Source organism: Streptomyces sp. NPDC021080 (assembly GCF_044333225.1).
GTDB lineage: Bacteria > Actinomycetota > Actinomycetes > Streptomycetales > Streptomycetaceae > Streptomyces.
Genome location: NZ_JBIRQM010000023.1, coordinates 40650 through 58242 on the forward strand (window position 1 = coordinate 40650; position 17593 = coordinate 58242).

The 17593-nt window shown below is 70.7% G+C and carries 15 protein-coding genes; 10 read left to right on the top strand and 5 right to left on the bottom strand.

Annotation, left to right across the window (positions count from 1 at the left end):
• Window positions 1-159 precede the first annotated feature (159 nt).
• Entirely contained in the window at window positions 160-4725 is a 4566-nt protein-coding gene (locus ACH4S8_RS39385) for an FtsK/SpoIIIE domain-containing protein (RefSeq protein ID WP_398403101.1), read from the bottom strand.
• Between the two features lie 277 nt (window positions 4726-5002).
• Between ACH4S8_RS39385 and ACH4S8_RS39390 the strand changes: the two genes are divergently transcribed.
• Window positions 5003-5308, top strand: coding sequence for a WXG100 family type VII secretion target (locus ACH4S8_RS39390; protein ID WP_398403103.1), 306 nt, complete (start codon window positions 5003-5005; stop codon window positions 5306-5308).
• A gap of 86 nt (window positions 5309-5394) precedes the next feature.
• On the opposite strand, the gene ACH4S8_RS39395 is transcribed toward ACH4S8_RS39390, so the two are convergent.
• Entirely contained in the window at window positions 5395-6246 is an 852-nt protein-coding gene (locus ACH4S8_RS39395) for a hypothetical protein (RefSeq protein ID WP_398403105.1), read from the bottom strand.
• A gap of 229 nt (window positions 6247-6475) precedes the next feature.
• On the opposite strand from ACH4S8_RS39395, the gene ACH4S8_RS39400 reads away from it, so the two are divergent.
• From ACH4S8_RS39400 to ACH4S8_RS39420, 5 genes are all read left to right on the top strand, one after another.
• On the top strand, window positions 6476-6790 hold the full coding sequence (locus ACH4S8_RS39400; protein ID WP_398403107.1) for a hypothetical protein: 315 nt from the start codon (window positions 6476-6478) through the stop codon (window positions 6788-6790).
• A complete protein-coding gene (locus tag ACH4S8_RS39405) occupies window positions 6787-8190 on the top strand; it encodes a hypothetical protein (RefSeq protein ID WP_398403109.1) in 1404 nt (467 codons plus the stop codon). The genes ACH4S8_RS39400 and ACH4S8_RS39405 overlap by 4 nt, the downstream gene beginning before the upstream one ends.
• Window positions 8191-8259: 69 nt before the next feature.
• Window positions 8260-9078: a hypothetical protein gene (locus ACH4S8_RS39410; protein WP_398403111.1), complete on the top strand. Its 819-nt coding sequence runs from the start codon at window positions 8260-8262 to the stop codon at window positions 9076-9078.
• Entirely contained in the window at window positions 9075-9821 is a 747-nt protein-coding gene (locus ACH4S8_RS39415; protein WP_398403113.1) for a hypothetical protein, read from the top strand. Before ACH4S8_RS39410 ends, ACH4S8_RS39415 begins: the two co-directional genes overlap by 4 nt.
• Window positions 9821-10420 carry a hypothetical protein gene (locus ACH4S8_RS39420; protein ID WP_398403115.1) on the top strand — a complete coding sequence of 200 codons (600 nt, stop codon included), beginning with the start codon at window positions 9821-9823 and terminating at the stop codon, window positions 10418-10420. Before ACH4S8_RS39415 ends, ACH4S8_RS39420 begins: the two co-directional genes overlap by 1 nt.
• A 141-nt stretch (window positions 10421-10561) precedes the next feature.
• Here the strand turns inward: ACH4S8_RS39420 and ACH4S8_RS39425 are convergent, their stop codons facing one another.
• Genes ACH4S8_RS39425 through ACH4S8_RS39435 form a run of 3 tightly spaced genes read right to left on the bottom strand, consistent with a single transcriptional unit; the run spans window position 10562 to window position 13139 of the window.
• On the bottom strand, window positions 10562-11458 hold the full coding sequence (locus ACH4S8_RS39425) for a hypothetical protein (protein WP_398403117.1): 897 nt from the start codon (window positions 11456-11458) through the stop codon (window positions 10562-10564).
• The gene (locus tag ACH4S8_RS39430) at window positions 11455-12498 is read right to left on the bottom strand and encodes a hypothetical protein (RefSeq protein WP_398403119.1); all 1044 of its coding nucleotides are present in this window, start codon (window positions 12496-12498) and stop codon (window positions 11455-11457) included. The genes ACH4S8_RS39425 and ACH4S8_RS39430 overlap by 4 nt, the downstream gene beginning before the upstream one ends.
• Window positions 12486-13139, bottom strand: coding sequence for a hypothetical protein (locus ACH4S8_RS39435; RefSeq protein ID WP_398403121.1), 654 nt, complete (start codon window positions 13137-13139; stop codon window positions 12486-12488). The genes ACH4S8_RS39430 and ACH4S8_RS39435 overlap by 13 nt, the downstream gene beginning before the upstream one ends.
• A 376-nt stretch (window positions 13140-13515) precedes the next feature.
• On the opposite strand from ACH4S8_RS39435, the gene ACH4S8_RS39440 reads away from it, so the two are divergent.
• From ACH4S8_RS39440 to ACH4S8_RS39455, 4 genes are all read left to right on the top strand, one after another.
• Window positions 13516-14106, top strand: a complete 591-nt coding sequence (locus tag ACH4S8_RS39440; protein ID WP_398403123.1) for a hypothetical protein — start codon at window positions 13516-13518, stop codon at window positions 14104-14106.
• A 437-nt stretch (window positions 14107-14543) separates the two neighbouring features.
• Window positions 14544-15272, top strand: a complete 729-nt coding sequence (locus ACH4S8_RS39445; protein WP_398403125.1) for a hypothetical protein — start codon at window positions 14544-14546, stop codon at window positions 15270-15272.
• Window positions 15273-15292: 20 nt separating this feature from the next.
• Window positions 15293-16153 (top strand): hypothetical protein, encoded by an 861-nt coding sequence (locus ACH4S8_RS39450; protein WP_398403127.1) that lies wholly within the window; start codon window positions 15293-15295, stop codon window positions 16151-16153.
• On the top strand, window positions 16150-17460 hold the full coding sequence (locus tag ACH4S8_RS39455; RefSeq protein WP_398403129.1) for a CpaF family protein: 1311 nt from the start codon (window positions 16150-16152) through the stop codon (window positions 17458-17460). The genes ACH4S8_RS39450 and ACH4S8_RS39455 overlap by 4 nt, the downstream gene beginning before the upstream one ends.
• Window positions 17461-17593: the final 133 nt, after the last annotated feature.

Here is a 17593-nt window from a genome sequence, read left to right on the forward strand (position 1 = left end):
CAGCCACGCGGACGGCCGCTGTCGCACGTGCTCGTGGCCCAGCGCCGCCCCCGCGGCCCTGCGCCGCCTCGGCTTCGCCGATCCGCCCACCGGACCCACCCCCTTCTTCTCTCGTTCCCCCTGCCGATCACCCCGCGCCGGCCCGCACGGGCCCTCGGCTCACATCGGTGTCGTCACCGTCATCGGCTCGCCGTCGCCGAGGTGCAGCAGGCCCTTGCCGGGGGCGACCGGCCCGCCGACCATGCTGCGGTTCGTGCGGATGCCGATCAGCTCGCCCGCGGAGGAGTCCTGCGGACACAGCAGGATGCCGCGGCGGCCCTTCTTCATCTCGACCTGCCAGCCGGAGAACCCGCTGCACACGTCCTCCTCGTCACCGGCGATGACCAGGGCGAGGCCGCGCTCGGCGCCGCGCTGCACGATCCGCTTGAAGACCGTCTCGGCGTCGCAGTCCTCCAGGACCTCACCGTCGTCGACCAGCACCACGATCGGCTCCTCGGGCGTCGCCGTGTCGATGGCCTCGCGCAGGTCGTCGCTCTCGATGTCGTCCTCGTCGAAGACCTTCAACACGCCGTCCCGGCCTTCCAGTTCGCGCAGCGGTGACGGGCGGGGCGCCGCGACGACCAGGCGTACGCCCTGGGCCAGGTACGACCGGGCCATGTTCATCAGCGTCGTACTGCGGCCGGACTTGGCGGGGCCCGCGACGACGAACGTCGGCACGCCCCGGGAGAGGTCCGGGCCGAAGCCCTGGACGTCGTCGCCGCCGATGCCCACCAGGCTCCACAGCGGGGAGCGGGAGGCGTCCGGGTCGCGCATCTCCCACGCGTCGGCGAAGCCGATCCGGGTGGGCAGCACGTCCACCCGGAACGGGCGCCGGGCACGCGGCAGTCCGGCGTCCCGTACCGCGGCGGCCTCGCCGATCGCGGTGAGTGCCGCGGCCTGGCCCTGGCCGGTGGAGTCCTCCGTCAGCAGGGCGAACTGCGTCTCGGTGCCGTGCTCGTTGCGGTAGCCGCGGCCGGGCGGGATCTCCTCGGGGACCTTGCGCGCGTTGACGCCGATCAGTGAGAAGTCGGAGCGGTCGGCGAGCCGCAGGGCGTACTTGTCCTCGGTGAGCGAGCCGATCCGGGTGGAGAGGATCTGCCGGTCGCCCGTCATCACCAGGTGCAGGCCGACGCTCGCGCCCTCGCGCATCATCGCGGTGAGCTGGTCGGTCAGATCGCCGTGGTCGTACTCGCCGAGCGTCGGCAGCCAGCCCTCCCACCGGTCGAGCAGCACCACGATGTGCGGCAGCCGCTCCTCCTCGCCCGACGCGGCCCGCTGCTCGCCGATGTCCGCGAAGCCCTTGTCGGCCAACAGGTCCTGCCTGCGGGTGAGTTCACCCTTGAGACGGGTGATGAGGCGGACCGCGCGCTCGGTCTGGTTGCGGCCGACGACGGCGCCGCAGTGCGGCAGCCGGGTCAGCGCGTTCAGGGCGCCGTTGCCGCAGTCGATGCCGTACAGATGGACGTCGGCCGCCGAGTGGGTACGGGCCAGCGAACCCGCGATCGTCCGCAGGATCTGCGACCGTCCGCTGCGCGGGGCGCCGCCGACGAGCAGATGCCCGAAGGAGGCGAAGTCCACCACGACCGGGCGGCGGGCCTGGTCGGCGGGCAGGTCCTCGACGCCGTACGGGGCGGGCGGCAGCTTGCCCGGACCGCCCCGGTACGCGGGCACGGTGATCTCGTCGAGCAGCAGCGTCCCGGCGAGGGCGGGCAGCCAGGGGCTGTGCTGGGGCGGGATGCCGAGGGCCCGGTTGGCCTCGCGCACGGCGTCGACCAGCACCTTCAGGTCGGTGATCTCCTCCTCCTCGCGCTGCTCCGCCTTCGGCTTGACCAGCGCGGCCCGCCCGAGGTCCGCCCAGGCCAGCGGTCCCGCCCAGGGCGCGAGCGCCGCCGGATCGGCGGCACCGGGACGGCGGCCGCCGACACGTCCCGACTGGAACGGCACGAGCGAGGCGTGCCCGAGCCGGACGTACGCGCGGCCCGGTGTGCTCTTGGAGATGTGCCCGGCCTCGGGCGAGTCGATGACGTCGCTCGACTCGCCGCCGTCGGTCACGCGCAGCGCTATGCGGAGGTTGGTGTTGGCGCGGATCTCGGGCGAGACGACACCGCTGGGCCGCTGGGTGGCCAGCAGCAGGTGGATGCCGAGCGAACGGCCCCGCTGGGCGATGTTGACCAGACCCGTCACGAAGTCGGGCAGGTCGCGCACCATGGAGGCGAACTCGTCGATGACGATGAGGAGCCGGGGCACGGGCGCGTGCGAGGGGTCACGGCGTACGAGATCCTGGTAGTCCTCGATGTCCTTGGCGTCGGCGGCGGCGAGGATGTGCTCGCGCCGCTTCAGCTCGGCGCCGAGCGATTCCAGTGCCCGCTCGACGAGATGGGCGTCGAGGTCGGTCACCATGCCCACGGTGTGGGGGAGTTGGACGCAGTCCTTGAACGCCGAGCCGCCCTTGTAGTCGACGAGGACGAACGTCATGTTCTCGGGGGTGTTGGCGACGGCCAGTGAGGCCACGATCGTCTGGAGCAGCTCCGACTTTCCGGAACCCGTCGTACCGGCGATCAGACCGTGCGGGCCGTCGCGCCGCATGTCGATGCCGAACGGACCGTCGTACGACTCGCCGATGACCGCCGTCGTCGACTGCCCGCCCAGCCGCCAGCGCGCGCTGATCGCGTCGCCGGTCGGCGGCTCCAGCTGGAGCACGTCGAGCAGTCGGCTGGCCCCCGGCAGGGCCGAGTCCTCGGTCTCGCCGCTGATGTCGCGCAGCGCGGAGAGGGAGCGCGCGAGCCGCGAGCACCAGGCGGCCGACACGAGGTCGGGCCGTACGTCCCGTACCCGGGCGATGCCCGTCTGCTGGACGCGCAGCCGCAGTTCGAGCGCCTTGTGCGACCCGGTGGCGGAGTCGTCGGTCTCGGTGGCGTGCCAGGCGTGGAAGGAGGGGAAGCCGCCGGGGGTGGCCGGCGCGACCGGGGCGGGCGCCCGCCCGCTCGCGTGCTCCTCGGGCTTCGGCTCCGCGATGACGATCGCCTGGCACTCGCCGGGCAGGAACCGCTCCTCGGCGTCCAGGCAGATCGCGTACATCGACATGGCCGGGCCCTCGCGCAGCAGCCGCACCACACCCGGCATGGACCGCAGCCGCCTGGATCCGTCCCAGACGACGACGATGTCCGGATCGCCGAACGAGGCCTTGTTGCCGTTCTGCCGGGCGGCCTTCTGGCGGGCGTCGAGGAGTTGGGTCAGCTCACCGATGCGGGCGCCGACGGTCTCGGCGTCCGTGCCGATGAGGACGTTGGCGTCCTGGGCGCCGGCGGGCCTGCTGTGCGGGAGCCAGCGCACCCAGTCCCAGCCGTCCTGGCCGCTGTTGTCCGTCAGGACGTAGAACTGGACGTTCAGCGGGCTGTGCAGCACCGCGGTCTGCGCGACGGCCCAACGGCCCATCGCCCGGGCCGAGTCGCCGGGCCCCGCGATGCCGACGACACCGCGCTCGGCCAGCGGAAGGGCGACCGGGGCGTCCTCGATGGTCCAGGTGACCTGGCGCTTGTGGTCGTCCTGCTTCGGGTCGTCGAGCACGACCTCGGACGGCAGCCGGCCCGTGCCGACGCGCAGCAGCAGATGGTCGGCGTCCGTGCGCCGCCGTTCCCACAGCCGGGTGCGCGGCCCGGTGCCCAGCGACAGCACGGTCGCCGGATCGGGGACCGCGCGGCGCCGGTCGAGCCGTTCGGCGACCAGTGCCTCCTGGGCGTCCTTCTCGATCCGCGCCTTGTGCTCGTCGTACTCCTTGACCTGCTTGGCGTGGGACTTGCGGCCCTGCTTCTTGTCCATGAGGTAGTTGCCGAGCATGATCAGCGGGCTCAGCAGCGCCATGATCATGTAGTACCAGCGTCCGAACACCAGCGCCATGACGACGGCGCTGACGAGCGGCGTCAGCGCCATCAGCCAGGGCAGCGGCCGTGCTTCGTAGTCCCGTACGGGATTCGGCAGCCGGAACTTCGTCTCGCGCTCCGGCGGACGCAGCCGCGGCGGCCGGTTGTAGTCGAGGCCGGCCCCGTCGTCCGACCAGGTGAGCGCGGCGTCGGGCGGGGAGTAACGGTCCAGCTGGAAAAGGGTGTTGCCGACCGCGACCTGACTGCCGAGGGGCCACTCGTCGTCCTCGCGCTCCTCGAGCGGAGCGCCGTCGAGGGCGACACCCTCCTTCTCGCCGTGCACGGCGAGAAGGCACGTTCCGTCCGTTGCAACTGACAACGTCAGTGCCCTTTGCGGAAGTTCGGGATCGTCGACGCGGACGTACGACGCCGCCCCGCTGCCGATGTCGTACCGGCCGATCCCGAGCCGGTGCACGGCACCGGCCGCCGGGCCGCCCGCCACCCGCAGTTCGACCAGTCCGGTCGGCTCGCCGGGCAGACATCCGGCGGGGTCGTGCAGACTCACGACGGCGCCTTCGCGCAGCGGCGAGGTGGCGATGGTCGCGGCGGGATCGACGGGACGCCCGTCGACGTACGCGACCGGCGCGCCCCCGCCGACCGCTCCCTGCTGCTGCCCGATGGGGATGATCTGCGCACCACCGCCGTAACCGACGTGCTCCGCAAGCTCCTTGGCGATGTCCCCCACCGAGGACTCGGGATCCGCCTCGAGAACCACGTCGGCGGTGACGCCGCCGAGCGGGTCGACGACGGTCAGGGTCAACCGCACGCTCGTCCTCCCCCAGACACCGAAGGCCGCTTCCGGAACGCGGGCCACAGTGCTTCCGACCTTAGCCGCTCACCACTTCCCGCAGGCAACGGCCCGGGTGAGGGAACGGCGAAGGCCCCGGCCGGGAACCGCCCTTGGTGCGCGCTCGTGACACAACCGGGGTGTGCTGCTGCAAGCGCCGTAAGTAAGCTGCTGGCTCGACGCGGACGGTCGCACCATCCGTATCAGGAGCCACGGGGGTTGGCCCTGCGGCGAGTTGAAGCATGGAGGACGCCACATGGCCGGCGGCAAAGACGCGGACATCACTTACGAGAAGATGCGGCACGCTGCGAAGCGACTCGGCCACGAGAAGGAGAAGATGGAGGACAAGCTCCACGGCCTCGACAGCTACATCGACGGCCTCGTCGCCGACGGCTACACGACGTCCAAGGGCTCCCAGGCCTTCGACGACGCCTTCAAGGAGTTCACCAAGGGCATGAAGGACACCCTCGAGGGCCTCAAGGGCATGGCCAAGTTCCTGGAGGACGCGGCGAAGGCGTACGAGGATCTGGATGATCAGCTGGCGAAGGGTGTGAAGGGCTAGTCCCCGAGGCGCCGCCGGCGTCGTGCCCGGCCCGTGTGCGGCTTGAGTGCGATGGGGCACATGCCGTGTCCCATCGCACCGTCGTTTCAGACCTCGGAGACGCCGGAGCGATCGGTCCGCGGTTGCCGCATAAGGTGCATGTGGAGTTCACTGCGCTGCTCTTCCGTGGTCAGCATCAGCCAGGAGTCGTCCGTGAATCGGATGCGCAACTTCCGGTTGCCGTGTGCGGGCAGGGGATCCTCGATGACCGCCGTATCCGTGGGGATCTCGGCGACGACACGCATGCGGTCCTCTCTGCGGATGGACACGCGCTTGGGCGGGGCGGCCAGCACGATACGGCCCTCCGTCAGCACGACGAAACGTTGGTGGTGAGAGGAATGGCCGTACCAGCGCAGCAGGAACTGGCCGGCGGCCTTGCTCCAGTCGCCGTCGAACGTCGCGTCGAGGCCCTGCTCGGCGATGGCCTTGTCCCGCCTGTCGATGTCCAGGTCCTCGGCGCGGGCACGGTCGCGCTCCTCCTTCGTCGACAGGAGGCGTTTGAGAGCTTCCTCGCCGGAGGCGAGAAGGGCGAACAGCATGGCGATGGGCATGAACGGCGCGACAAGTACCGCGCCGAGCAACCCGAGCGGCCGCGGGAACGCGGGCCGCAGGGGGCCACCACCGGCGGCCCGGTGCACGTCCTGGGGAGGTTCCGGAATCCGCCCTATCGCACACCACGCACCGGCGTCCGGTGCCACGCCGAGGCGGTTGCGTGCTGAACGGTCGCTGTTCCTGGACAACGCGTCCCACCTTCCTCGCTGCCTGCGGGGCGAAGTATCGCAGCAGTGTCCGGGAGCAACGGGATATCCGGTCCTCGGGTTCATCGTGCCTCTGACCGGCGTGATCGGTCCCATGGAGCGGCTGTGCACCTCGATCGCGGGATCGCTGCGCTGGATCATGCGACCCACGTCTCCGGTGGTCTCCAGGGACGGGGCAGGGAACTGCGGGTGTCCGAGAACCGCAGGGGAAGTTCCGATGATCCGTTACCCGATGCGGATTCCGCCTTTGCTCTCCATTGGTTGTTGGTTCGAAAACCTGTGCAAGAGGGTGGGGAACGGCCGCTGCGAGGAGAGTGTGCCGTACAGGGCGGCCGCGCGGCCGCCGGGCAGCGGGCGCACGGGGGTGGCAGTGGCGGATCACATCGCGGTTTCCACGACGGAACTGCGGGACATAGGCCGCTCCGTCGCGAAGCTGAAGACGCACTTCGAACACGCCAAGGATCTGGTCGACTCCTATGACGCCGAGATCGGCTCGGGCGAGGTGGCCGAAGCGCTCGACGCCTTCGCGGACGACTGGAAGAAGAAGCGCAAGCAGCTCTGTGACGGTCTGGAGTTCCTCGGCCGGACCGCGGAGGAGGCCGCCAAGGCCTACGACGGCCTGGACCAGCATCTCGCCGACGCGCTGCTCAAGTCCCAGTCGGGCAAGGGCGGTAACGGCAAGTGAGCGACGATTTCTCCGGCGTCGACTGGCAGATCGCCCGCTACGACGACAAGGAATTCACCCCGGGTGACCCCTACGAGGTCGCCCGGCTCGGCAAGCGCATCGCCGACACCGCCGCACTCATCCAGGAACAGGCCGCCAAACTGCACAACCTGGTCGACGGCAACGGATGGGACTCCGACGCGGGCCGTGAGTTCCAGAAGAAGACCGGGGACACGGTCGGACTCCTCACCAAGTCGCACCAGCGGTACGCGGCCGCCGCCGAAGCCCTGGGCTCCACGGTGGGCGCGGCCCCGGCCGACGAACACCAGCACACCGACTGGGCCACCGCGCTCGACCACGCCCAGAACCTCGTACGGGCCGCCCTGGCCAGGGCCAAGGTCGCCGACGCGGACCGCAGTCACTGCCAGAAGCAGCTCGATCAGCACCCGGGCCCCGACGATCACCCGGACAAGCACAAGCTGGACAAGCAGAAGGACTGCGCCGACGCGGACCTGGAGACGGCGAGGACGGACCTCCGGCGGGCGCTCGCGTACCGCGACACCCAGGCCGGGTACGCCAAGGCGGCCATCCACGACGCCGTCGAGCACGACGGGCTGAAGGATCCCCGACACCACTGGTGGGACAACTGGAAGGACTGGGTCGCGGACATCGGGCACTGGGCGGGAGTCGCGGCGGCCGTCCTCGGCGTGCTGGCCCTGGTCCTGAGCTGGGTGCCGGTGCTCGGCGAGGTGCTCGCCGCGCTGGCCCTGATCGCCTCGGTCGTGGCGCTGGTCTGCGACACCGTTTCCGCTCTCGACGGCAAGGGCACGTGGCTGGACGTCGCCATCGACGCGATCGGCGTACTGTCCTTCGGCGCCGGACGCCTGCTCGGCACCACGGCCAAGGAGGCATCCGTGGCCGCCCGCGGAGCCTCCGCCCTCAAGGACGTAGGCCTGGCGAGAGAGGCGGGGCTGAACCCCGCGGCGGCCCGCGGTCTCGCCGAAGCCCTCAACGGGGTCAAGCCGGGCCAGATCGGCAAGGCGCTGGCCGAGGGACCGGCCGAACTCCTCCCTCGCATGCGGTCGGTGGTCAAGGAGTCGCTGGACGCCAAGGCGTACGTGGACGACATCCGGGTGGCAGCCGGCCGACTGCCCCGGGAGGCGAGCCTTCTCACCGAGGGCGCTCCCGGGCTGGCGCAGATCTCGGGGTCGTCGTTCAAGACCATGGCGGGGCTCGGCAAGGCCCTCTACATCGGCAGCCAGACCCTGCCTCTCGCGCTCGGCTGGTCCAATCTCGCACCGGTCGGCGAGGGCGAGTCGAAGGCCACGGGTCCGAACCTCCTGAGCGGGCTGAAGGAGATTCCGGGGATCGGTGCCGGTGGCATCCCGTTCTACAACTGGACGTGGCACGCGAGTGGTTGAGTCGGAGGAAGGAAGCGGGCCCGGGAACGGGGCCGACGGGGGCCGCTTGGCGGAACAGAGGACCGAGTGGTGAACGAGGAAGAGGAGTCCGTCGACGAGTTGTTCGCGCGGCTGCCGGAGGACGGGCGCCGCACGCTGGAGCAGATCCGCATGGGCCTGCCGGAACTGCGCCGTATGGCCGCCGGCGACGGCGGGATGCGGAAGGTGCGCGCCGTTCTCTCCGAGTTCACCAGCGAGGTACGGCCACGGCGTCCCGGTGACGACGAGGGCCCGGCGCAGCGGACCGCCGTACGGCCGTGGGTGCTGCTGTTCGTGGCGGCCCTCGCCGGGGTGGTCCTCACCGAGGTCTCCACGCTCGTCCTGCACGAGACGGCGCTGCTGGTGGGAGCCGTCTGCGCACTGGGCGTCCTCTTCGCGGCCTTCAGGACCCGCGAGTCGCGCGGAGGGCTCGCCCTGCGGTGGATCACGGTGGCGGCGTACGCCGTCCTGGTCGTCGCCGGCTCCTTCGGCACCCAGCAGTGGTACCTGCGGCTGCGCGGGGTCGAGCAGCCGGTGACGATCGTCCGGCCGCTCCATCAGTGGACCCACGGGACCCGGGAGACGTACTGCCGGGTCCGGCTGGAGGACGGTTCGGTCCACCAGGTGCTCGGCAACAGGGAGAACTGTGCCGACCGGGTCGGCCTCGGGGAGACCGCCGTCGTCGATCCGACGGGCCACTACCGGCCCTTCCTCGGCACGACGTCCGAGATCGGCGGCACGGCGGAGGCGATCGCCGCGCTGGGCGCCGCCGTTGTTCTGATCCTGGCCCCGGCGAGCGCCGTGGCCCTGGGACGGGCACCGCGGACCGGACAGCCCAGCGGGGAACGGACAGGAGGAAGAACGGCATGACCGGACCGTCGGACAACGGAACAGCCCCTGGGCGGGGGCCGGGGGAAGCCTTCGGGACGGGGTCGGGGCCGGGTACAGGTGTCGGGCCGGAGCCGGAGTCAGGGTGGGGCGCGATCTCACCACCGGAGCCGGAGCCGGAGCCGGAGCCGGGCACGGCATCTGCGGTCGCGCCCCCTTCCGACTACCGCCTGGCCGTTCCCGAGGGCTGGGAGCGCGTCGTCCTCGACCCGGACCGCTGGCCCCACCGCATCGACAAGCTCGTCCAACGCGGTCTGCGCAGGACGCAGGCGACACCGCAGCTCAAGGCGGCACTGGCGGAACGGATCCGGGACCAGGCCGAGGCCGCGCACGCGAACGGCGGGGTGGAGATGTACCTCGTCAACCAGGTCATCGGGCAGGTCCCCGTGTCCGCCGGACTGGTCGTGACCCTCCTGCGGCCACCGCCCGGAACCGCCCCCGGCGGCCTGGCCGACACAGCCGTGTCGCTGGCCGCCCGCGGCGCCGACGTCACCACGATCGACCTGCCCGCCGGCCCGGCCGTACGGCACCTCTACCGCCGTCGGCCGGCACCCGACGACCCGGACGGCAACAAGCTCACCGTCACCCACCTGGACGTCCATCTCGCCGTACCGAACAGCGACCTGCGTCTGCTGCTCTCCTTCTCCACCCCCATGGAGCCGCTGGCGGACGCGCTGGTGACGCTCTTCGGCTCGATCGCCCGCACACTCCAGTGGATGGCCTGATGCCCGCGTACTCCGACTCCACCGTCCACCTGCAGGCGCCCGACGTCGCCGTCTCCCTCCCCGTGCGCGGTCAGGCCGACCTGGACACCTGGGCGCTGGACGCGGCCCGGCTCCGCGCGGGCAGGGGCGCCGAGGCGAGGCTGGTCGAAGCGCTCGCCGTCGAACTGGGCGAAGCGGCGGCCGACGCGCGCAGCCGTGGCCCGATCGTGGCGCTCTCGTACGTTCCCGAGCCGACGCTCGGGGAACTGGCCCGCGTCGAACTGTCCCCGCTCGTCGCCGACGAGACGTACCCGGCCGTCACCGTCGATCTGCTCCACCGCTATCTGGCCATGCCGACGGACCGCTCGTTCCGTCCGCCCGAGGCCGAGCGGCGCGTACTGCCGGCCGGTCCCGCGGTCCGCGTCCGGCACGCGTACGTCCAGGAACCGGACCGCGACGGGACGGGCACCATCATGGAGACCTGCGCCTACGGCATCTGCCCCGACGAGACATGGGGCCTGGTCCTGCTCACTTCCTGGCGCGCCCTCGCCCACACCGACGCCCTGTGCGCGCTGACGGACAGCCTGGCGAAGACGATCACGGTGACGGCCGCCCGCTGATCCCTCGGAGCGAGCCGACGACGGCATCGGTATCGGTATCGGTATCGGTATCGACTGCGGTGATCTCCGGTGGGGGTACGTCATCGAGCACCGACCGGACCGGGCCGGCGGTCGGTGTCACAGGATCCGGCTTCCTTCTCGTCAGATGTCACCGTCGTGGAAGGTGGCGTTCTCCCCGTCGTGATCCATCAGCTTGAAGGCCACGCTGTCGATTCCGTAGAGGGGATCGACGCGGTCGTCGAGCCGGTAGGTGACGTAGACGTTGCCGCTCGGGCGTCGGTGGATCAGCAGGCTTCCTCCGGGCTCCTCGCCTTCGACGAGCTTCCGCACGGCTTGCTGCTGGCCCGGTGTGAGGTCGTCCGGGTCCAGCAGGGGGAGCGGGTCCTCCAGGGCGCGGGTGGCGTCGTCGCGGCAGGTGCCGTTCCACCCGGCCAGCCGGCACCAGGATCCGTCGGTGAAGGCGATGGTGAAGTCCGTGTCGTTCCGGCTGAACTTCTTGCGGGTGGCTGCTGCGATGTTCGACCGTCCGGTCTCCCAGAGGACCTCGTCGAAGGGGTCGTCCTCGTCGTTCAGCAACCCCAGAACGAGGACGCGCCGATCGGTGACGACCAGGTGCGTACGATCCGTTTCGGGACGGCGAGCCGGGTCGAGCTGCCAGGGGAGCGTACGTGCCAGGGTGCCGGGCGCCGCCCACATGACCGGGAAGTCCTCGACCTCGTTCTCCGGTTCCTCCGGCCTGCCGAGAGTCGCGACGTTGCCCGTGCTGCCCGAGCCGGCCAGGGATTCGAGGACGCCGACCGCAGCCACGAACAGCACGCTCGCTCCGAACTTTGCCGCGCTGCGCACCCGGCGTTCGCTCTTGCCTCGGGCGGTGAAGCGGGGTCCCTCGGGCCAGCCGGGCAGGTCGTCCTGGATGTCGGTCCGATCGGAGTCCCGGAACCAGCGCATGTTCTGCACAGGCGTGGCGGCACCCGTGGCGAAACTCACCGCGGACCGCGCGATCAGGAGCTCGCCCGCTTCGGGTCGCCAGATCGTCATCGGTTGACCGCCTGGATCTCCTGCACGGTGATGTCCTGGGTCGTTCCGAAGGTCCCGTCGGGCAGGTCGCCGCCCGCTCCTCCGGTACCGGTCCAGGTGACGTTCCAGGTGATGGTGGCCCGGAGTTTGTAGGTGCCGTCGCCCGACGAGCGCAGGTACTTGATTCCGCAGGGCGGGGTCTGTGCGGCCTTCCCCTTGGCGTAGGGGGTGCCGATCGAGTGGTCGTCGTTCAGCCGGCATTCTCCGGAAGCCGGATAGGTCTCGGCGTCGCTGGTGCCGGGCTCCAGCTTGAGGGAGACGGGCTTCGCGGTGGTGGTCGCCGAGATGTCGAGCCCGGCGACATCGAGCGCCGCCGTCACGGACACGTCCTTGAACGTCGCCTCGTCGAGCCAGGCCCAGGTGGGGAGGTTGACCTTGGTGATGTCCCGGGGGGCGAGGGTGACTTTGGTTTCCGGGAGCTGAATGGCGTTGTAGGCGGCTTCGGCGAGAATCTTGGGCGTGACGGCTTGGGGGACGCCGGGATCGTCGTTGTTCGCCACCCAGAAGGGGAGTTCGCCGCACTCCATGCTCGCGGGGTCGTCGAGACGGTCGGGATTCTGGACGGCGACCCACCAGTTCCCCTCGTCGGCCTTGTCTCCGTTGTAGTCCTTGTACTTGCCGTCCTTGTAGATGTCCCGGAACTGACCGACCGCGGTCTTCGCGTAGTTGGCCTGGCCGGGTGTGTTGACCGTCTCGTCGTACATGGTCTCGACGTACTTCTTGAACTCGGCGACAGAACGCGGTTCGTACCAACACGCCGGCGGGGTCCAGTCACCCACCGGCTGGACCGTGCCGCTGTTGCTGCCCCGGGGTCGGACGGAGCCGGAATAGGTCACCTGCGAGACAAGAGTTCCGGCGTCGGAGTGGGCGCTCTGCCTGGTGTTGCCCTGGGTGCCTGCGCTGGGAGGCCAGTCGGCGAAGGCCGTCCCGGGAATCAGCGCGAGCGTCCCCGCCGCTGCTCCAACGACAAGGATCCGACCGGGAGTGGCTACGGAGTGCACGACTTGTGACCCCTCTGCGACGTGAGCTTCGTCGTCTGCCAGACGCCCTTCTTGTTCTTCTCGAGGCGGGTCGTGTAGAGCACGTAGGACTTGGCGGTCACAGCTGTCTTGATGACTTTGCTCGACTTCCGGTCCTTCGCGAAAGCCTTGGACTGGTCCTCGCAGTACACGACGCCCGCCGAGGCGGAGTCGAAGAGGTCGATCTTGGCGTTGTAGTAGCGGTTGACGCCGGTGATCGAGTAGCCGTCCTTCACGATGGACGTGACCCAGTCCCCTGCATCGGCCAGCGCAGTACCGCTGTAGTAGAAGCCGAGGGCGGGCAGTTCGGCGTCTCCCTCGGCGATGGCGTAGTTGGTCGCATCGACCCTCCGCTCCACATCCGCGAGGACCGCGTCCTTGGCGGCGTCACCGGTCTTCCAGTTCTCGAACGAGTCGCTGAGGTCCTTCGGAAGGGTGATGTCCGGCCGGTCCGTGTTGCCCGAAGCGCTCACGCTCGGCGAAGCCGAACCCGCTCCTCCCTGGTCCGCGCCCGCGATCTTGTCGTTCGCCTCCGGCGTGTCACCCCCGCCGCCACAAGCCGTCAGCAGCAGGGCTGTTGTCGCGGCGAACGCGGTAGCAACGGGCAAAGAGCGGCGCTTCACAAAGGACTCCCCGTGGGACATCGGTCGAGCGAAGTCGGGCAAGGGCAATGACGGTATCCGTGGGGTTCTTGGTTTCGCCAGGCCGAACCCGCCTTCCGGCCAGGGGCATAGGGGAGTGTTCCGGTGCGAACCGGGGCTCCGCTGTCGCCCGATCGTGTTCCTGGCCACATCGGTCCGCGCGACGGCGGGCCCGCTTCCACACCGTGCCCCCACTTTGCGTTCGGCACCTTCACGGGCTCCCGCGAGCGGGGGCGCGGCCCGGCTCGCGGGCGGTGTCGAGGCCATGCCGCATCCACCTCGTGGGCCGACTCGAACCGGTCGGCGTCACCACCGCGGTGCCGGGCACCGCCTGCCGGACGGCGTGATGATGTCCTTCATGAACTCGAGCCCCCTGGCCGTGTACCGGCTGATGCCGAGCGCCCGGAACCTGCGCACGCTCCGCCTGGACGACTCGCTCATCGGCCTCAAGCGCTGGCAGTTCCAGGGCGACCGGGCGCCGCGGCCCACCGCCTTCGCCGCGGAGTGGACGGGGGATCCGAAGGCCCGCAAGGCCGAGTTCGCGTCCGACTACCCCGGCGCCCCGATCCTCGGCGGCCGGCTCGCGGACCGGTTGCGGGGCGACCTGGAGGCGTCGGGTCCGCTGCTGCCGGTCCGTGTCGCGGAGTCGCCCGCGGACACGTACCTCCTCCACCTCGTGGACCGGATCGTCGACTGTGTGGACACCCGCGCGTCCTCCCGGCCGAAGAAGGTCACCGGCGAGATGCAGAAGACCGTCTTCCGCCCGGACGCGCTCCCGCTCGCCCTGCCCTCCTTCCGCGTGCCGCAGTTCCCCGTCGGGGTCCAGTGGAACGGCTGGGCCGTCGAGCGTCTGACCGAACTTCTCGGCGCCGACCTGGAGAGCCGCCTGGTCTGGTCCGAGGACCCGGACGCCACGCCCCATCCCGCCCCCTGGGGGCTCTTGGTCTGACCGCCGTTCCGGGAGCCTCGGCGTCATCGGCGGGGCGTGACCGCTCCCTCGTGTGGCTGAAAGCGCACACCCCCGCCGCACCCGTCCGTAAGCACCTCGTGCAGGCATCGTGCACGCCGGGTGACGGAGCGTCGGGAATGGGCACGTCAGAGATTCGCTGGCGCACAGGCGGCGAACCGGTCGATTGTCGGTCCCAACACGGAACCGGACGGCTGTCGTTGCGCGTCGATAACGTCGAGTCGGGTGCGCTTCAGGGGTCTTGAGGCGCCTTGAGGGGCCTATGTGCGGCTGATACGGTGCCATGGCTTGACACTCGCTCCAGTGCTGGCTATTCGGCCAGGTCGCACGGTACGTCCCGTAACGGGGCGCGGGGGTGAAGTGTCCTGCTTGGCGTGTGAATCGGCAGACATTTTCTTGGGTGTACGGGGAGCGGTTGCGTGAGGATCCAAGAGCGTACGGGGGCGGGCAACAGCCGTTCCGCCGCGTCGGCCCATCCGGTGACGGGTGAGCGTCTCCCCACCTCGCCTCGCGAGCGCAAACCCGCGCTGGCCGCCCTCGCGGTGCTCCTCATCCTCGTCGGCGCGCTCGGCGCCACCATGCTGGTGCTGCGCGCCGGCGACCGGGTCGAGGTCGTGAGGGTGACGAGCGACATCCAGGCCGGCGAGTCCGTGGGCGATCACGTGACCTCCGTGCTGGTCGCGGACGACGCCTCCATCCACTACGTCGAGTGGAACCAGCTCGCGGAACTCAGGAAGCTGAAGGCCAAGTCCCCGATCTACAAGGGGACCGTGGTCATCGGCGACATGTTCACCAAGGACACCGCGCTCCCGGCCGGCAAGGTTTCCGTGGGTGTCTCCCTCAAGGAGGGCCAGTACCCCGCGGGCATCAAGCCCGGTGACACGGTGGCCGTCTACCGCGTCGGCGACACCGGAGCCGACGGCAGCCGCGGCTCGTCGGGTTCGCCGAACGCCTCGGGCTCGTCCGGCGCGGACGGCAACCCCATCGTCGAGCGCGCACAGGTCAGTCACGTCCAGGACCAGAAGGACAGCACCATCAGCAGCACCAACCTGCCGGTCACGCTGATCCTGGACAGCGGTCAGGCGGCGTCCGTCGCCTCCGCGGCCTCCGCGGGCCAGGTCGCCCTCGTCATCGTTCCCGGCAACTAGAGGCGAGTGAGTAGACGGACATGGCGCTCATCGCCCTCGCCGCAGACAAGGGTTCCCCCGGAGTCACCACCGCCGCCGTGGCGCTCGCGGCGGTCTGGCCCCGCAGGGTCCTGCTCGCCGAGACCGACCCGGCCGGCGGCGACCTCGTGTACCGCAGCGCGGCGGCCCACGGCGGCCCGCTGAACCCGAACACCGGCCTGCTGTCGATCGCGGCGACCGCCCGGCGCGGACTCGTCCCCGACCAGCTCTGGGATCACGTACAGCCGTTGAGCGGCGGCCTGGAAGTCCTCGTCGGCCTCGGGATCTCCGAGCAGGCCGCCGGTCTCGCCGGACTCTGGCCCACCCTGGGCCGGGCGTTCGCGCAGCTCGCCGACTCCCCGGACGCGCCCGCCGACGTCATCGCCGACTGCGGCCGGATCAGCGGGGACACCCCGGCGGCCGAACTCCTCCCGCACGCCGCCCTGGTGCTCCTGCTCTCCCGCACCGAGCCCGAGGCCATCGCCCGCGTCCGCGACCGCGCCGCCGCCCTCTCCGCCAGGCTGCACGGCGGCCCGCGCGGTGCCGGCGGACTCGCGACACCGTTCATCGGCGTCGTCCTCGTGGCCGACCCGGGCGACTCCGCCAAGCTCGTCCACCAGGTCAACGACATGCTCGTGGCGGCCCGGACCGGAGCCAGCGTCGTGGGCACCATCGCCGACGACCCCGCGGGCGCAGCCCAGCTGGCGGGACGCCGCCGCGGCCGCCTCGACAAGTCGCTGCTCATCCGCTCGGCCCGCAAGGTCACCGCGGATCTGTACCAGCAGTACGGCGCCGCCTGGTCCGTACCCGCGGAGGGACCGCACGCCGGGCACAGTCGGCCCGCCGCCGGAGCCGGCCGATGACCGCCGTCGACCACCAGCTGGTCAAGCGGTTCCGGCAGGACGCCGGTGACCGCATCTCCGAGCAGCGCCGCGAGGACCAGGTCCGCGGTGTCACCCCGATGTCCGGCGAGGACGAGCGGCACTACGCCCGCGCCGTCATCGCCCAGATACTCGAGGACCACGCCCGCACCGAGATCAACCTCGGCCGGACCCCGCTCGACGCGGAGACCGAGGAGCAGTACGCGGCCGCCGTCCACGCCGCGCTCTTCGGCGTCGGCCGGCTCCAGCCGCTCCTCGACGACCCGGAAGTCGAGAACATCGACATCAACGGGTACGACGAGGTCTTCATCGGCTACGCCGACGGCCGGGAGACGAAGGGCGATCCCGTCGCCGAGACCGACGAGGAGCTCATCGAGCTGATCCAGGTCCTCGGCGCCTACTCGGGTCTGTCGTCCCGGCCCTTCGACTCCGCGAACCCGCAGCTCGACCTGCGGCTGCCGGACGGCTCCCGGCTCTCCGCCGTCATGGACGTGACCCGCAGGCCGGCCCTGTCGATCCGCCGCGCGCGCCTCGGCAAGGTCTTCATGTCCGACCTCGTGGGCAACGGCACCCTGACCCCGGAGGTCGCGCACTTCCTCGCCTGCGCCGTCCGGGCCCGCAAGAACATCATGATCGCGGGAGCCACCAACGCGGGCAAGACGACCCTGCTGCGCGCCCTCGCCAACGAGATCCCGCCGCACGAGCGGCTCGTCACCGTCGAGCGCGCGCTGGAACTCGGCCTCGACACCTTCGCCGAACTGCACCCGAACGTGGTGGCGTTCGAGGAGCGGCTGCCCAACTCCGAGGGCCAGGGCGCCATCACGATGGCCGATCTGGTGCGCCGCTCGCTGCGCATGAACCCCTCGCGCGTCATCGTCGGCGAGGTCCTCGGCGACGAGATCGTGACGATGCTCAACGCGATGTCGCAGGGCAACGACGGCTCGCTCTCCACGATCCACGCGAACAGCTCCAGCGAGGTCTTCAACCGCATCTCCACGTACGCGCTGCAGGCGACCGAGCGGCTGCCCATCGAGGCCAGCCAGATGCTCATCGCGGGCGCGGTGAACTTCGTGGTCTTCATCCAGCGGCGCAACGACTACGAGTCCGGCGGCCGCCTCCAGCGCATGGTGACCTCGGTGCGCGAGGTCAACGGTGTCGACGGACGGGTGCTGTCCAGCGAGGTGTTCGCCGAGGCCCCGGACGGCCGGATCGTCCCGCACGCGCCCATCGCCTGCCTCGACGAACTCGTCGCGCAGGGCTACCGGCTGCCCGGCAGCGGGAATTGGTGACGACGATGACGACGACCCAGGACATGACGGCGGCCGTGGCCGCGGCCGTGCCGCACATGACGACGGCCGTGACGCCGGGCAGGGCCTCGGGCAGGCCCCCGGGCACGACATCGCTCGCGGCGCTCGACTCGCT

What these genes read in the sequence shown, in the direction of transcription:
- ACH4S8_RS39390 (WP_398403103.1), top strand. Translation starts at nt 5,003, where the DNA reads ATGGCCGGCGGCAAAGACGCGGACATCACTTACGAGAAGATGCGGCAC.
- ACH4S8_RS39395 (WP_398403105.1), bottom strand. Translation starts at nt 6,246, where the DNA reads ATGATCCAGCGCAGCGATCCCGCGATCGAGGTGCACAGCCGCTCCATG.
- ACH4S8_RS39415 (WP_398403113.1), top strand. Translation starts at nt 9,075, where the DNA reads ATGACCGGACCGTCGGACAACGGAACAGCCCCTGGGCGGGGGCCGGGG.
- ACH4S8_RS39420 (WP_398403115.1), top strand. Translation starts at nt 9,821, where the DNA reads ATGCCCGCGTACTCCGACTCCACCGTCCACCTGCAGGCGCCCGACGTC.
- ACH4S8_RS39425 (WP_398403117.1), bottom strand. Translation starts at nt 11,458, where the DNA reads ATGACGATCTGGCGACCCGAAGCGGGCGAGCTCCTGATCGCGCGGTCC.
- ACH4S8_RS39440 (WP_398403123.1), top strand. Translation starts at nt 13,516, where the DNA reads ATGAACTCGAGCCCCCTGGCCGTGTACCGGCTGATGCCGAGCGCCCGG.
- ACH4S8_RS39450 (WP_398403127.1), top strand. Translation starts at nt 15,293, where the DNA reads ATGGCGCTCATCGCCCTCGCCGCAGACAAGGGTTCCCCCGGAGTCACC.
- ACH4S8_RS39455 (WP_398403129.1), top strand. Translation starts at nt 16,150, where the DNA reads ATGACCGCCGTCGACCACCAGCTGGTCAAGCGGTTCCGGCAGGACGCC.